Here is a 15,004-nt window from a genome sequence, read left to right on the forward strand (position 1 = left end):
TCTTTTCATCTTTATATGATATTATCAGAAATATCATAGAAGTAATCTATAAACAAAAATATATATTAGAAAATTGTTGATATTTGGAGTTATTTTATGCCTAATTTATCATCAAATCGCTTACCTAATCGTGCTTCTATTGTAACTAAGCGAGCACTTTCTGCTATTGAAGGTTTTCTCCATATAGAAGCTCTTAGTGGTATTATTCTGTTAGTTGCGGCAACTGCAGCTCTTATTTTTGCCAATTCTAAATATATTTCTCTTTATGAAGCATTTTGGCATACATCCCTTGGTTTTAATTTTGGCCATTTTAATCTTTCATGGGATCTGCATTTTTGGGTTAATGATGTTCTTATGACTGTATTTTTTCTTGTAGCAGGAATGGAAATTCGGCGAGAAATTCACGAAGGAGCTCTTGCAAATTTCAAACAAGCAGTTTTGCCAATTGTTGCAGCAATAGGAGGTGTTTGTTTCCCTGCGATTATTTATCTTAGCTTTAATTTAAATGGTGGACACACTTATGGTTGGGCTGTACCAACTGCTACTGATATTGCGTTTGCTTTAGGGGTTCTTGCTCTTTTTGGAAAAGCCATACCTTCTAATCTTCATATTATTCTTTTATCATTAGCTATTATTGATGATATCATTGCTGTTTTAATCATTGCCTTTTTTTATTCGACCGACCTTGATCCTAGTGGTTTAGCTATTGCATTAGCAGGTATTGCATTGGTTTTATTTTTTCAGTGGATTGGATTTGCAGCAGCATGGCTTTATATTGTACCAGGTGCGATTATTTGGTGGGGATTAATGGTAACAGGGGTGCATCCATCACTTTCTGGTGTAGTTTTGGGCATGATGACTCCAGTTTTTCCTACTCGTCATCTTGTAGCTCCACTTACAATGCTCAGTAATGCGGTAAAATCTCTTCAAGAAAAAAATACTGTTAAAGATCTACACCACACATTAAAAAAAGTACGTAAAGGACAACGTGATATAATTGCACCTGTAATTCGCGTTCAAAAAGCATTACATCCGTGGGTAGCATACGGTATAATGCCAGTTTTTGCTTTTGCAAATGCTGGCGTTAGCTTTGCAAATTTCGATCTTTCTTCTAATAAATCATTTTTCATTGTTTTCGGTATTATTATTGGATTATTTGTTGGTAAACCACTTGGTATTATTACTGCTAGTTATCTCGCTGTAAAAGCAGGTCTTTGTCGTTTTCCACCTAACATGACGTGGGGAGGAATTTTACTGATTGGATTTTTAGCAGGCATTGGTTTTACAATGTCTATTTTTGTTTCAATGCTTGCTTTTAAAGATGTTGTTCAACTTGATTCTGCGAAAATTGGCGTACTTTGCGGGTCTAGTTTATCTGCTTTTATCGGCCTTGTATATGGTCTCTTTTATATCAAAAAACATAAAAAAGTACATGATAAATTTTAATAAAGAAAATAATGATTAAATTTTAACCAAATCCTTTAAAGGGAGAGGGTGGTTTATTTAATTTATATATAATTTACTCATAATACCAAAAAACATAATACTTAACTTTCGCAGGTGAGAGTGTAATCCGACTGCATAGGATAACAATTAAACTTATAAAGTGCATAAACTTTAAAGATTCCAAGTATATAAGACATAACAGGAATAAAATTCAATAGCTACATTTTTCTTTATTTGGTGAACAATACGTCGATTGTATTGCAAGATACATATTTAGAAGTATGCATTTTCAATGTAAAAATGTATAAAAGTAAAGGGGCAATAGTTTTTTGTTTTTCTGCAGAGCTAAAAATTGTTTTTCTTATACTTTTTCTTATTTGTTTTTGAAAGAAAACTTTGTTGTGAACTGATAATATTGAATTTAACTATTCAAATCTAAAAATATTAATGCAGTAGCTTATATTCGAAAAATCTAGCAAAATGAAGCTGATGTTATGATTCCAAATTAGATATTGCATATTATATTAAGGATAGAGAGTAAAGCTTTCACATTTAAGTTTAGCACAATCGTTTTTTGCTATTTTTTACGTATGAAGAGATTATCGAATATATCTATGGTGTCTTAAGAAGAGAATAATACGTATATTAAGCAGAGAGCTCATACGTATTCTGAAGATTTTTAAGAGAAAAGATAATTATTCTTTATCAAGGCTATAAACACTATGTAATGTTCTAACCGCAAGTTCAGTGTAAGCGCTATCAATTAGAATAGAAATCTTAATCTCTGAAGTAGTGATTGCCTGAATATTAATACCTTTTTTTGCCAAAGCCTTAAATGCTGTAGCCGCAACGCCTGCGTGGCTACGCATTCCAATCCCAATAATAGAAATTTTTGCTAGGTCACTTTCAGATTGGATAACATCAAATCCAATTTTTTTACGATTTTTTTTAAGAAGTATAACTGCCCTCTCTACATCTGCTGATGGTATTGTAAAAGTCATATCAGTTTTCGAACCATCTTCAGAAGTATTTTGCACAATCATATCAACATTAATATGCTCTTCGGCTAAAGGGCAAAAAATCGCTGCAGAAACACCTGGACGATCTGCAAGTCGGCGTAACGAAATTTGTGCTTCGTCTTTAGCAAAGGCAATACCAGTAACAGTTTGTTGTTCCATAATTTCATTCTCATTACAAATAAGTGTTCCAAGGGGAGTAATTGGATTATTGCTGCCAATAGGATTAGGATCCTCAAAACTTGAGCGCACAAAAATACGAACTTTATGAACCATAGCTAGTTCAACAGAACGAACCTGTAAAACTTTTGCTCCAAGAGAGGCCATTTCAAGCATTTCTTCAAAAGTTATTTTTGGTAAACGGCGCGCTTTAGGTTCAACACGTGGGTCGGTTGTATAGACACCATCAACATCTGTGTAAATATCACAACGATCAGCTTTTAAAGCTGCTGCCATTGCAACAGCACTTGTATCTGAGCCGCCACGCCCTAAAGTAGAAATTCGATTACCTGGAGCTAAACCCTGAAAACCAGCTATAACGGCTACCTCGCCTTCCTGAAAACGCTGTATCAAAAAGGATCCATCAATATCTGTAATTCGCGCACTACTATGAGCACTGTCAGTATGAATAGGAATTTGCCAACCAAGCCATGAACGTGCATTTACTCCCATTGACTGAAGTGTAATAGCCAATAAACCAGCTGTTATCTGTTCACCGGAAGCAACGATTACATCATATTCATAAGTATCATGCAACGGTGCAATATCATGCGCCCATTGTACAAGTTGATTAGTTGTACCAGCCATTGCTGATACGACCACTGCAACTTTATTACCTATATCTACTTCCCTTTTAACGTGCTGTGCAACATTACGAATACATTTAATGTTTGCTACAGATGTTCCACCAAATTTCATTACAAGACGCATTATTTATGACACTCTTATGATTTTTATTTTAATTAACAATGAGAATAAAGCTTTATACTGTATCAAGTTTCTATTTTCACATAACTAATATCTATTATTTTCACAAGTCTGATATGTTTGTGTTAATTTGTGCTTGGCTTTAGAAAGAATTCATATGATTTGATAAGCCAAATAAAAGGAGAGCGATATATGATAAATGGAACGCGTACAACGATTGATCAGAGTGAAATTGATCATTTTTCGCGTATTGCTGCTGAGTGGTGGGATCCACAAGGAAAGTTTCGACCACTTCACAATTTTAATCCAACACGCCTTGCATATATTAAGGAAAAAATCTGTTTGACATTTGATCGTGATCCCATTTCACTGACGCCTTTCGAGGGTTTGAGAATTCTTGATATCGGCTGTGGAGGTGGTTTATTATGTGAGCCAATGGCACGCCTTGGAGCCACTGTCATAGGAGTTGATGCTGCACAAATGAATATTGAGGTCGCAAAAATTCATGCAATTCAAAGTGGTCTTTCAATTGATTATCGCACAGCTACTGCAGAAGTCCTTGTAAATAAAGGTGAACAATTTGATGTAATCCTTAATATGGAGGTTGTTGAGCATGTTGCGAATGTTGATCTTTTTATAGAGGCTACGGCTAAAATGATTAAACCGCAAGGACTCATGTTTATTTCAACACTAAACCGTACATGGAAAGCATGGGGGCTTGCCATTGTAGGTGCTGAATATATCTTAAAATGGCTTCCTAAAGGGACACATGACTATAAAAAATTTTTAAAACCTCAAGAACTTAAAAAATTATTGCGCACAAATTCTTTAGTTATCATTGATGAACTTGGTCTTACTTATAATCCATTAACTGATAGTTGGAACTACTCATGCGATATGGATGTTAATTATATACTTCTTGTAAAACGGTTTTAATAAGTACATCAGAATAAATAGTTATTGAAAATCTTTCAACAGAGAATCAAGCGTGCCTTCAGTATCTAAAGCATAAAGATCATCGCATCCACCAACATGATAATCTCCTATAAAAATTTGCGGAAATGTATTACGTCCATTTGCTCGTTGCACCATTTGTTGGCGAAGAGAAGTTGATGCATCAATATCAGTGTATTTCACTCCTTTTTGATCAAGTAAAGTACGCGCTTTTATACAATATGGACAATTAGGGCGTGTATAAATTGTAATTTCTTTCATAATATTTTCCAATGCTTTTTGTATAATACATGTTAAATAAATTTTTAAAAATAAGGCAAAGCAAAATTATCTTTTAAGACACGCGAAAATGTCAATACATTCACCTGTCGTGTACCTGCATGTTTTAGTGTTTTAGCTGCTGCAGTAACTGTTACACCTGTTGTCAAAACATCATCAATAAGCAAAATAGAGCGTCCCTTGAGATGTTTTTTAACTTCCTTAGGCACTTTAAAAGCATTCTGCACATTCATTTTTCGTTCTTTAGCAGATAAACCAACCTGTGGACGTGTGTACCGATAACGCACAAGCCAACCAGGCTTAAAAGGTTTTTTCTGTTTTGCCGCAATATAACGAGCTAGCTCAGCAGATTGGTTATAACGTCTCGCAAAAAAACGACGAGAATGTAAAGGAATAGGGATAATAAAATCACAATCATTAATAATTTCACGCCCAGCAAGCATCATCCAATTTGCCATAAAAGATGCTAATTCCAAACGATCACCATATTTCAATTGTGTTGCTAAAGTTCGTGCTAAACCTTTATGAACGACAGCAGAGCGTAAAAATGAAAAGGGGGGAGGATTCTGAATGGCTTCGCCGCTAAGAAATTTTTCTCCTATATCATACGCAAAAGGAGTGCCCATAACGGGACAATAAGGCTTTGTGATAAATTGAAGATCTTTCCAACAATCAGAACAAACTGTTCCATAAGCGGAAGTCATTCTTTTACATCCATGACAGATTGGCGGATATAAAACTTTTAGTAAGTGCTCAATAAGTTTATACAATATATCACCAATAGTAAAAAATATCTTTAAAGTATTTTAACTAAGTTATCAGTTTTCTGTAGTAATTAAAAAAAATCATATTTCAAAAGAGTTAAATTTAATTTTCCAACTGCTTGTTTCTTTTGTAAAACCGTTTCTCTTTTCTTTTTATGTTATAAAATTGATATAGCATAATAGGTAAAATAATCCTATGATAAATCATATAATCTCGTAAATTAATAGTGCTATAAGATATGTCTCATCCTTTGATTTTTGATTACAGTTGTATTGAGCAATTTCGTCAACGTGCTTTCAAAAGAGCAAAAAAAGGATGTGATTTTTTACTTTCTTATGTTGTTGATGATCTCTACAAACGTCTCAATGCTGTTAATCGTAATTTTACATTAGCTTTAGATTTACACGGTCATACAGGTCTTGCGGTGCAAACTTTAAAAAGATCCGGTAAAATTGCTTCTATAGAACGTGTTGAAACCAATATTCTTTACCAAAATGATGACAATCCATTTCATTTACGCCATCGAGAGTTGCTTGATTTACCTCAACATTATTGTGACCTTATTGTTTCTCTTCTTTCTTTACAGCTAACTAATGATATTCCTGGTGTTCTTAGTCAAATAAAAAATATTCTTAAACCAGACGGTTTATTTCTTGCTGTTATGGCTGGAGCCGGTACTTTAAAAGAATTGCGTGAAAGTTTGCTACAAGCTGAAAATAAAATTTACGGTGGTGTTAGTCCAAGAATTTATCCTTTTGCAGATATTCGTGATGCAGGAGCTCTCTTACAGCGTGCCGGTTTTGCTATGCCTGTGGTGGATGTTGAAGATATCACCATACGTTATAATACGATGTTTGATCTCATGTATGATCTTAAAGCTATGGGAATGCAAAATGCACTTATTAGCCGCTCTCGCCGTCCTGTATCTAAACGATTTTTCTTTCTCGCTAATGAAATTTATGCGAAAAAATTCAGTGATCCCGACGGTCGTATTCGTGCACATTTCTCTTTTCTTTGGCTCTCCGGTTGGGCTCCTGACCCAAAACAACAAAAGCCAATACCTCCAGGATCAGCTCAAATATCTCTTGTAGATTTTTTAAAGAAATAACATGCTAATATATAAAAGTAATCCATCATTTGTTATATTGAGTTAAAGCTACAAAAGTAATATTTTTTATTTTAAAATAAAAAGCCACTTCTTCACATGTTACTAAAGGAATTAATGGAAGAATAAAATTGTTTGAGCAATTATTTTATAGCTTTTCTCTTAAGATATTTTGTGCAGAAAGTACTGAAAATAAAAGACATGCATTATGATTTTTTTATCAAGAAGTACATTAGATTTTAGACTGTAATTTTGAGAAATCTGCAACACGTTGTGTAACTATGCGAATACGTTCAAGAAGAGCAAAACGATTGGCCCTAATATTTATATTGTCATCATTTACAAATACTTTTTCAAAGAATGCATTAATAGGCTTTTTGAGGAGTGATAAACTATTCAGTACAGATGATAATTCTGTTACATGAATATGATCAGCAATCTTTTTTTCTGTTTCAATCGTTGCTTGATAAAGCTGTTTTTCTTCTGTTTCAATAAAAAGCTCAGGTTTGACTTTGTTTATTATTGCTGTTCCTTTTTTGATTTCATTTTCAAGAATATTGATGGCGCGTTTTACTGCAATTAAAAGACTATCTCCATCATGGGTATTGATAAAAAAGGTAAGTGCTTCAACTCGGCGCGTAATGAATAAAATATCATCGTCACTTTTTGTTAAAACGGCTTCAATAATATCATGGCGCGCTCCCTCATCTTTAAGATAACCTTTTAGTCGTTCATGAAAAAATGCTAACAGGTCTAATATGATATTTTCTTTTTTTTCTATAGACATGTTTTGAAGTTGTACAGATTCTATTTCAGATGTTGCATACTTAATTTTTTGTTGTAATAAACAATTCATTGCCTGATGAAGCAGTGGTATAAGGTTTATTTTCCAATCATTTAAAAGTATAAGCTTGATAACTCCCAAAGCTGCTCTTCTTAATGCATAGGGATCTTTTGAGCTCGTTGGTTTTTCATTAATGAACCAAAAGCCAATGAGTGTATCAATTTTATCAGCTAATGCGACTGTTATCGCAATAGGCTCAAATGGGATGCGATCTTTAGGGCCTAGAGGTTTATAGTGGTCTTCAATGGCTTCAGCTACACGAGGATCTTCTCCTTGAAGTAATGCGTACTTTCTTCCTATCAGTCCTTGTAATTCAGGAAATTCACTAACAATTCCCGTTTGTAAATCAGCTTTTGCTAATACTGCTGCACGTTTAGCCAATATAGAATCTGCTTGTGCTAAGGGTGCGATTGTTTGTGTTAAAGTAGCAATTCTTTCTACTCTTGCACCTTGTGTTCCTAATTTAGTATGGAAAGTAACATTCAAATAATCAAGGTGTGCTATTCGCTGGTCGAGAGGTTTATTTAAATCAAGATCGAGTTTTTTAGCCGAAGATTCTAAACGCGTAATGTTAGGTAAATTACACTGATCTGTTTGCCAAAAATAGAGTGCATCAGAAAGACGGGCGTGTACAACTTTACTATTTCCCTTAGAGATTTCTATTCCTTTGTCACTGGCAAGGATATTAGCAACAAGAATGAAGTGATTAGAGAGTTTGCCCTTTTCACCTCGTTTGTGTGTTACAAAGCATTTTTGATGCGTTTGAATGGTCAAGCGAATAATTTCTGGAGGAATATTGAGAAAAGTTTTGTCGAAATTACCCATGAGGACAACAGGCCATTCAACGAGTCCTGCAACTTCTTCCAAAAGAGCCTTATCTTCAATTAATTCCAAGCCGTTTGCAAAGCAAAGATTTTGAGCATCTGCTAAAATAATATCTTTTCGTCTCTCTGCATCCAAAATAACTTTATGGTTTTCAAGTTGTGTGACATAATCATCAAAACGGCGTATCTGGATAGGCTCTCCATTACTTAAGAAACGATGACCATAAGTTAAATTATTACTTTTGAGGGAACCAACTGTAAATGGAATAACGTGTGTTTCATCCATTGCTGATCCAAAAACACACAGAATGTTTTGTAAAGACCGTATCCATTTTAAGGCGCCACTTTTAGCTGATTCTTTCCCCCAACGCATCGATTTTTTCCATGGAAAATTACGAATAATATCTGGTAGAATATCTGCGATAATTTCTTCAGCTAAACGACCTTTTTGGGTTGTTTTAGCAATATAAAAGTCGCCCTTTTTGTCATCATGCGCAATGTGTAATTTGGAAATGTCATTTAGACCTGTAGTGCGTAAAAAAGCATCAATAATTTGTTGTGGTGATTGTACATTAGGTCCTTTACGTTCTTCATGAACATTTGGCGAACTTTTGGAAAGACCACGTATGTTTAATGTTAACCGACGAGGCGTCCAATATTCACAGGCTACTTTATAAGTTAATCCTGCATTAACAAGTTTATTTATAACACATTTTTTAAGATCAGAAGCAGCTCTGCGTTGCATGCTAGCAGGAATTTCTTCGCTGAAAAGTTCAAGTAGGAGATCAGGCATTATACATCTCCGTTTATGGCTATATTTCCAGCTTCAGTTAATAAGAAGGCTTCACCGCAGCGGCGGGCAAGATTACGAACACGAAGAATATAATTTTGTCGTTCAGTGACCGAAATGACGCCACGTGCTTGCAAGAGATTAAAGATATGGCTTGCTTTAATACATTGATCATAAGCTGGAAAAACACATAAATGGGAACTATTCTTTTTATCGGGTTTTCCAGCGTCGAGAAGTGCAATACATTCACATTCTGCATCAATGAAATGTTGTAGTAAAAGATTACTATTAGCAAATTCAAAATTATAATATGAGTATTCTTGTTCTGCCTGTAAAAAAATATCACCATAACTTATTCGGTCTGTACCATCTAAGCCGTTAAAGTTAAGATCATAAACATTACTGACATCTTGAATATACATTGCTAAGCGCTCAAGGCCATAGGTAATTTCCCCTGAGACTGGTGCACATTCAATACCACATATTTGTTGGAAATAAGTGAATTGAGAAACTTCCATTCCATCGCACCAGCATTCCCATCCAAGTCCCCAAGCGCCAAGTGTTGGGCTTTCCCAATCATCCTCAACAAAGCGTATGTCATGAAGTTTTGTGTCAAGACCGATAGTTTGTAAAGAGCCGATGTAAAGCTCTTGTAAATTTGGAGGAGAGGGTTTGAGGAGCACTTGAAATTGGTAATAGTGTTGCAGACGATTAGGATTTGTACCATATCGGCCATCTGTTGGACGTCGGGTAGGTTGGACATAAGCTGCTTTCCAAGGACGTGGACCTAATGAACGTAGCGTTGTAGCTGGATGAAAGGTTCCAGCTCCTACTTCCATATCATAAGGTTGTAGAATTGCACACCCATGTTGAGCCCAGTAATTTTGCAGACTTAGAATAAGTCCTTGAAAAGAATACCTGGGATTTAAGTTTGAAGGTAGATTCACTCTTTGAATACCATTTTAATGTTTATAACTTATAATTTAAAGATCAAAAAAATTGAACTTTATTACTGTTTATTGCTTCATATTGTTATGGTCAAGTATCCAGATTTTTATAGACCAAACTTTATTTTTTCTTTAATTCTTTCCGGATTATCTGGTTCTCCATCAATTGCATGGTTCCATTGAAATACTGCCTCACGTTTACGTCCAACTCGCCAGTAAGCATTACCCAAGTGATCATTAAGTATTGGGTCACTAGGTTGCAATTTGACAGCGGCTTCTAATGTTGTAACAGCTTGAGGATATTGTTTCAGTTTGTAATAAGCCCATCCTAAAGAATCAAGAATATAACTATTTTGAGAGTGTAACATAACAGCTTTTTTAAGCATATTTAATGATTCTTCGAGTTTTTGATCACGATTGATAAGGGAGTAAGCTAAATAATTGAGTACTTGCGGTTGATCAGGAACAAATGTAAGCGCTTTGCGAAAATCAGTTTCAGCTTTTGGCCATTGGTTTAAATAATTAAATGCAATTCCACGTTGATAAAAAAGTTTCCAATTATCTCGTTGAAAATCTGTTATTTGTGCGATAGCATGATCCATGATTTTGATCGCTTCAAGAAAGTTATTTGCCTGCATATAAATAGCAGCCAGAGCAATAAAGATATGGTGATCATTGGGAAATTTTTTCTCTAATAACGTTAATAATTTAATAGCTTCATCGTGATCGCCGTTTTCAGCAAGAGTCAATGCAAGTTGGAATTGCCCATCTCTATAATAAGGGGAGTTAAGTGGTAAAGAACGATAAATTTTAATGGCTTGATTAGAATCACCTAATCTCGCAGAAATTTTTGCTAATTGAAACAGCGTTGCTTCATTTTTAGGATACAGAGCTAAAGAGAATTGTTGAAAAATACGTGCAATCCGTTCTGAACCTTTTTTATTAAGAGTCGTTCCAAAGTTATATAATACTTCACCAACTCCTTGTTGAGGTGTTGTAATAGGATTTTCTATATTGGCCCCTTTTTCAACTTTTTGACGGATATTTTGGAGTGTTTTGGAACCTAATAATATTTTCTCTCCATATTGGAGAGTTTTTATAGCATCGCTGCGCATATTTTGACGTAATTGGAATGAGGCATAGGCTATAATAATACGTTCATAGGTATCAGTAGCTGTAATAGCTCCTTGTTGATTATTGAATGCTTGAATAAAATATTTTTTTGCATCTTGTGGATGTTTTGCTAAATCACTCATAAGTGCAAGATGATAATGTATAAAAAGATTATACCAAGAGGGTCCCAAATGCTTTTCAAGATTAGTGATTGCTTTAGTGTGATTACCAGATCCAAATTCAGCCCAAGCATTGGTTAACTGAAATATTGGATTATTATCAGGATAAGATTTTTTAGCTTGTAGAAGCAGTTGAGCTTCTTTGTAATTTTTTTTGATAAGATTTTCTATTAATAATGTTAATGAAATGAGTGGTGTAACAATACCTTTTTCTTTTATTTTTTTTGCTTGTTGAGCAGCTTCTGTGAACGCACCTACACTAAGCATTACTTGAAAAATTTCTTTTTGTGCCTCAAGATTATTAGGTTCATAAGTAAGCGCGTGTTTAAAATAATGGACAGCAAGATTCATTTTGTTTTCATAATTTGCAATTCGTCCTGCTAGATAAGCACCTGTAAATGAACTTGGATTAATTTTTTCATCTGCACTATAAGTGGGTAGTGGCATCAGTATGATTCCTATGAGAATAAAAAAATACGGTACTGTTGCCTTGCGCATAAAGTTAATCCCTCTTAAAGATAATTAATTATTTTTATAGTTTATAAACTATGTTTAATTGTTGTACTAAAATACTGTATTGTGATTCTTGCAAAGAATTAGTTTACGCGTTCGATACAAAAATCGATAATATCAATTAATGCATTTTTAGCAGGATTTTCCTTTATTGAAGAAAGAGCATCAATTGCACGTTTTCCATAAATTCGAGCTTGCTCTATTGTATCGATTAGACCATTGTATTTTTCTATTAAATGTTGCGCATGCTTTAAGGATTCATCGTTGTTATGGTTATTTTCAAGAGCTTGTTTCCAAAATGTTTTTTCTGTATCATTTCCGCGTGTATATGACAGAATAACAGGCATTGTAATTTTTCCTTCTCGAAAGTCATCACCAATATTTTTGCCTAAATATTGAGTATTGCTACTATAATCAAGGACATCATCAATCAATTGGAAAGCTAATCCTAATGATAAACCGTATTGATGTAATGCAGAGCGTTCTTCATGTCCGTAACCAGCAATAATTGGTCCTATTTCAGCAGCTGCTGAGAAAAGGGCAGCTGTTTTTGCCTTTATAATTTTGAGATAATCTGAGACGTTTGTTTCTATATTTTTTGCGGCGGAAAGTTGCATAACTTCTCCTTCAGCAATTATAGCAGCAGCATTTGATAAAACAGAGAGAGCTTCCAGAGAGCCAACATCTACCATCATTTTAAAAGCCTGTCCTAATAAAAAATCACCAACAAGAATACTTGCTTGATTTCCCCAAAGTATTCGTGCTGTAGATTTTCCCCGTCGTAATTCGCTTTCATCAACAACATCGTCGTGTAAGAGAGTTGCTGTATGCATAAATTCAACTGCTGTTGCGAGTTTTATGTGTTCATCACCTTGATATTCAAACATATGAGCGGTGGCTAAGGTAATCATTGGGCGTATTCGTTTACCACCCGATGAAATAAGATAATTAGAAATTTCAGGAATCATTGTAACGTTCGATTTAGCCATAGAAATGATCAATTGATTTACACGCTTCATATCTTCTTTAGTAAGACTGAAAAGAGGATAGAGGGAGTCTTGTTTTTTTTTATGATTTAATTGTGTGGTGGCACCCAATTTGTTCACTCCTAAAATATTTCAGATAAATATCTTTATAGCATAAAGAGGGATGAGTTTTTACTCAAGTTTTGGTACTGATTTGAAATAAAAGTTTTAATAATTTTGAAAAAATATTTTTTTTTATATTAATCATATTAATTTAAATAGGATAGTTTAAATAGCACTTTTAAAAGTATAAATAAAATTATCAGGGTCATATTAAGCTTTTAGATGCGTAGGGTAAAAAATCATAGTAATGAAACAATAGATGGGTTCCATCGTGGTAAGTTTTATTTAGTACAACCACGCTTACAGGGTCATCGATCTGGTATGGATGCTATGTTACTTGCTGGTTTGGTTCCTAGTGGTTTTAAAGGGAAGGTTGTTGATTTAGGTGCAGGTGCAGGTGCTGCAGGATTAGCAGTTGCTTCACGTTGCGTTGAAGCTCATATTACATTGGTTGAACGATCTCCTTTTATGATATCTTATGCTCAGAAAACACTTATGCTAAAACAGAATGAGAAATTAGCTAGAAGAGTTTGTTTATTAAAAGTAGATATTACCTTAAAAGGTAAAGAACGTTTGAAAGCAGGACTGATGGATAATGCGTTTGATTTTGCAATTATGAATCCTCCCTTTAATAGCTCAGCAGACCGTAAAACACCTGATGAGGAAAAGTTAGAAGCACATGTTATGCCTGAAGCAATGTTTGAAAATTGGTTTCGGTGCGCGTCAGCAATTGTTAAACCCGGTGGATATTTAGGATTAATTGCACGTCCGCGATCATTGAATGATATATTATATGCTTTAAAAGGACGCTTTGGTAATGTATGTATAATTCCTGTGCATTCTCATGCTGAAACAGCAGCGATTCGTATTTTGTTTTATGCAAAACGGGGGAGTAGAGCGGGTTTGTCCATATTACCACCATTAGTTACGCATGAGAGTGATAGTCATGTTTTTTTACCACGGATTAATGCTATTAATAATGGATATATCAGTTTGTGGGAGAGTTTTTAATACTTGCGTTTTAAAATTTATTTCTTAAATTTAGATGAGAATTTTTATTTATATAAGAATTGTTTCGCTTTTTTGATTTATTACTTAGGGAGCTTTTGTTTTTATGGGTTGTATAAAGAATTTAATGTCATGCTGTTTTCGTTCTAATACGGTTCAAATCCCTGTTGTAAGGCTTCAGGGAGCGATTATATCATCAAATTCGTTGATGTCACGTACATTGTCATTAGCAAGATCTGCGAGCCTTTTGGATAAGGCTTTTTCTTATAAAAAAGCACCAGCGGTTGCTTTAATTATCAATTCTCCTGGTGGTTCTCCTGTTCAATCACGTCTTATTTTTCAGCGTATTCGCGATTTAGCAAATGAAAAAAACAAACAGGTTTTTACATTTGTTGAGGACGTAGCAGCATCGGGTGGTTATATGATTGCTTGTGCTGGAGATGAAATTTTTGCTGATCCTTCCTCTATTGTTGGTTCTATTGGTGTTGTTTCAGCTTCTTTTGGTTTTCCTGAACTTTTGAAGAAAATTGGTGTGGAGCGTCGTGTTTATACGGCAGGAAAAAACAAGGTTACATTAGATCCATTTCAACCAGAAAAGAAAACAGATGTTGATCATTTGAAATCTTTGCAGCTTGAAGTTCATCAAACTTTTATTGATTTGGTCAAGGAAAGGCGCATGTCAAAATTATCAGATGATCCAAATATTTTTACAGGAATGTTTTGGAGCGGAAAAAAAGGTGTTGAGCTTGGCTTAATTGATGAATTAGGTGATGTTCGTTCTGTTATTAAAAAACGGTTTGGTAATAATGCAAAGTTGCGCTTAATTTCTCCTCCCAAAAGTTTGTTGTCTTCTAAAGTGCATTTAGGTATTTCTACTGATACCATTTATACTGCAGTTGATGGTGTTATGATGGCGGCAGAAGAGCGAGTACTTTGGCAACGTTATGGTTTGTAATGAAAATAGCGCTTCATTCAATGTTTAAAAAGATTGATCGTTATTTAGAAGTGCTAATAGGAGAAAAAATTAATAATGGTGAGTTTTATTTTATTTAGTTTGATGTGTGCCATAGCTCTTTATAGTTGTTGTGTCTTGAAATGTCATTTTAAATGGGTATATCGATATATTTTTCACTCAAAAGTTGCATTATACGCAAGTGTAAAAGGAGCATTGGTAAAAGGTCTTTGTACAGATGAATATTCCGTTCA

12 protein-coding genes are annotated in these 15,004 nt (G+C 34.4%); 5 read left to right on the forward strand and 7 right to left on the reverse strand.

The window, feature by feature from the left end; all coding sequences use genetic code 11:
• Positions 1-96 precede the first annotated feature (96 nt).
• Complete coding sequence (gene nhaA, locus BAR153v2_RS00950) at positions 97-1,446, forward strand: Na+/H+ antiporter NhaA (RefSeq protein ID WP_078679920.1); 1,350 nt, start codon at positions 97-99, stop codon at positions 1,444-1,446.
• 695 nt (positions 1,447-2,141) lie between these two features.
• Here the strand turns inward: nhaA and BAR153v2_RS00955 are convergent.
• Entirely contained in the window at positions 2,142-3,395 is a 1,254-nt protein-coding gene (locus BAR153v2_RS00955; protein ID WP_078679921.1) for an aspartate kinase, read from the reverse strand.
• Between the two features lie 186 nt (positions 3,396-3,581).
• On the opposite strand from BAR153v2_RS00955, the gene ubiG reads away from it, so the two are divergent.
• Entirely contained in the window at positions 3,582-4,325 is a 744-nt protein-coding gene (gene ubiG, locus BAR153v2_RS00960; protein WP_078679922.1) for a bifunctional 2-polyprenyl-6-hydroxyphenol methylase/3-demethylubiquinol 3-O-methyltransferase UbiG, read from the forward strand.
• 21 nt (positions 4,326-4,346) lie between these two features.
• On the opposite strand, the gene grxC is transcribed toward ubiG, so the two are convergent.
• Positions 4,347-4,604: a glutaredoxin 3 gene (gene grxC / locus BAR153v2_RS00965; RefSeq protein WP_078679923.1), complete on the reverse strand. Its 258-nt coding sequence runs from the start codon at positions 4,602-4,604 to the stop codon at positions 4,347-4,349.
• Positions 4,605-4,648: 44 nt separating this feature from the next.
• On the reverse strand, positions 4,649-5,416 hold the full coding sequence (locus BAR153v2_RS00970) for a ComF family protein (RefSeq protein ID WP_078679924.1): 768 nt from the start codon (positions 5,414-5,416) through the stop codon (positions 4,649-4,651).
• A 209-nt stretch (positions 5,417-5,625) separates the two neighbouring features.
• Between BAR153v2_RS00970 and BAR153v2_RS00975 the strand changes: the two genes are divergently transcribed.
• Positions 5,626-6,495 carry a methyltransferase domain-containing protein gene (locus tag BAR153v2_RS00975; protein WP_078679925.1) on the forward strand — a complete coding sequence of 290 codons (870 nt, stop codon included), beginning with the start codon at positions 5,626-5,628 and terminating at the stop codon, positions 6,493-6,495.
• A gap of 229 nt (positions 6,496-6,724) precedes the next feature.
• Here BAR153v2_RS00975 and glyS read toward each other — a convergent pair whose 3' ends face one another.
• The 4 genes from glyS to BAR153v2_RS00995 form a co-directional block, all read right to left on the reverse strand.
• A complete protein-coding gene (gene glyS, locus BAR153v2_RS00980) occupies positions 6,725-8,953 on the reverse strand; it encodes a glycine--tRNA ligase subunit beta (RefSeq protein WP_078679926.1) in 2,229 nt (742 codons plus the stop codon).
• Positions 8,953-9,897 (reverse strand): glycine--tRNA ligase subunit alpha, encoded by a 945-nt coding sequence (locus BAR153v2_RS00985; protein WP_078679927.1) that lies wholly within the window; start codon positions 9,895-9,897, stop codon positions 8,953-8,955. The genes glyS and BAR153v2_RS00985 overlap by 1 nt, the downstream gene beginning before the upstream one ends.
• A gap of 107 nt (positions 9,898-10,004) precedes the next feature.
• Positions 10,005-11,687, reverse strand: a complete 1,683-nt coding sequence (locus BAR153v2_RS00990) for a tetratricopeptide repeat protein (protein ID WP_078679928.1) — start codon at positions 11,685-11,687, stop codon at positions 10,005-10,007.
• Positions 11,688-11,785: 98 nt separating this feature from the next.
• On the reverse strand, positions 11,786-12,799 hold the full coding sequence (locus BAR153v2_RS00995) for a polyprenyl synthetase family protein (RefSeq protein WP_078679929.1): 1,014 nt from the start codon (positions 12,797-12,799) through the stop codon (positions 11,786-11,788).
• Between the two features lie 213 nt (positions 12,800-13,012).
• Between BAR153v2_RS00995 and BAR153v2_RS01000 the strand changes: the two genes are divergently transcribed.
• Complete coding sequence (locus BAR153v2_RS01000; RefSeq protein ID WP_078679930.1) at positions 13,013-13,801, forward strand: tRNA1(Val) (adenine(37)-N6)-methyltransferase; 789 nt, start codon at positions 13,013-13,015, stop codon at positions 13,799-13,801.
• A 103-nt stretch (positions 13,802-13,904) separates the two neighbouring features.
• Positions 13,905-14,753 carry a S49 family peptidase gene (locus BAR153v2_RS01005; RefSeq protein ID WP_078679931.1) on the forward strand — a complete coding sequence of 283 codons (849 nt, stop codon included), beginning with the start codon at positions 13,905-13,907 and terminating at the stop codon, positions 14,751-14,753.
• The last annotated feature ends 251 nt before the right edge of the window (positions 14,754-15,004 follow it).

The organism is Bartonella sp. AR 15-3 (assembly GCF_002022445.1).
GTDB lineage: Bacteria > Pseudomonadota > Alphaproteobacteria > Rhizobiales > Rhizobiaceae > Bartonella.